The sequence below is a fragment of the Achromobacter insuavis genome (genome assembly GCF_902859645.1).
GTDB classification, from domain to species: Bacteria; Pseudomonadota; Gammaproteobacteria; order Burkholderiales; family Burkholderiaceae_B; genus Achromobacter; species Achromobacter insuavis.
Map to the genome: position 1 here is coordinate 1 of NZ_CADIJR010000194.1, position 718 is coordinate 718.

Annotated in this window: 1 protein-coding gene; it reads left to right on the forward strand. The window is 72.8% G+C overall.

The window, feature by feature from the left end:
* The coding region (locus tag H0523_RS32085) for a PepSY domain-containing protein (protein WP_180180332.1) at nt 1-718 on the forward strand (718 nt) is incomplete at both ends.

A 718-nucleotide genomic window follows, 5' to 3' on the forward strand; every position in this document is an offset into this window, starting at 1 on the left:
CGGTCTACCTGGTGCCGATGGGCCGCGGCCGCGCGCCCAGGGTGGTGGATGCCGCCAGCGGCGCGCTGCTGCCGCGCGCCGACGCCGCGGTCGCCACCGCCAGCGCCACGGCCTGGTTCGACGGCCAGTACGCCGCGCACTACCAGGGCGAGGTGGAGGAGGACGTATACACCCACTCGGGCGCGCTCGACATGCACCGGCCGCTGCACCGCATCGACCTGGACGATCCCGCCCGCACCCGGCTGTACGTCTCGTCCGCCACCGGCGAAGTGGTGCTGGACGCCACCCGCCGCGAACGGCTGTGGAACTACGTCGGCGCCTGGATTCACTGGCTGTATCCGTTCCGCGGCAACCTCTTCGATCCGTGGTGGCACGACATCGTCGTCTGGCTGTCGGTGGCCGGCGTGGCCGTGGCGCTGACCGGCACGGTGGTCGGCATCCTGCGCTGGCGCTTCTCGCGGCCCTACGCCAGCGGCAGCCGCTCGCCCTACCGCGAGAACATGATGCGCTGGCACCACCTGGCCGGCCTGATGTTCGCCGGCATCACCCTCACCTGGATCTTCAGCGGGCTGATGTCGATGAATCCGTGGAAGGTGTTCAGCAGCGGCGCGGCGCCGCTGGCGCAATCGGCCTACGCGGGCGGCGCCTACGACGCGGCCGCACCGCAGGCGCCGCCCGCCGCGCTGATCGCCGCCCTGCCCGCCGCGCCGCGCGAACT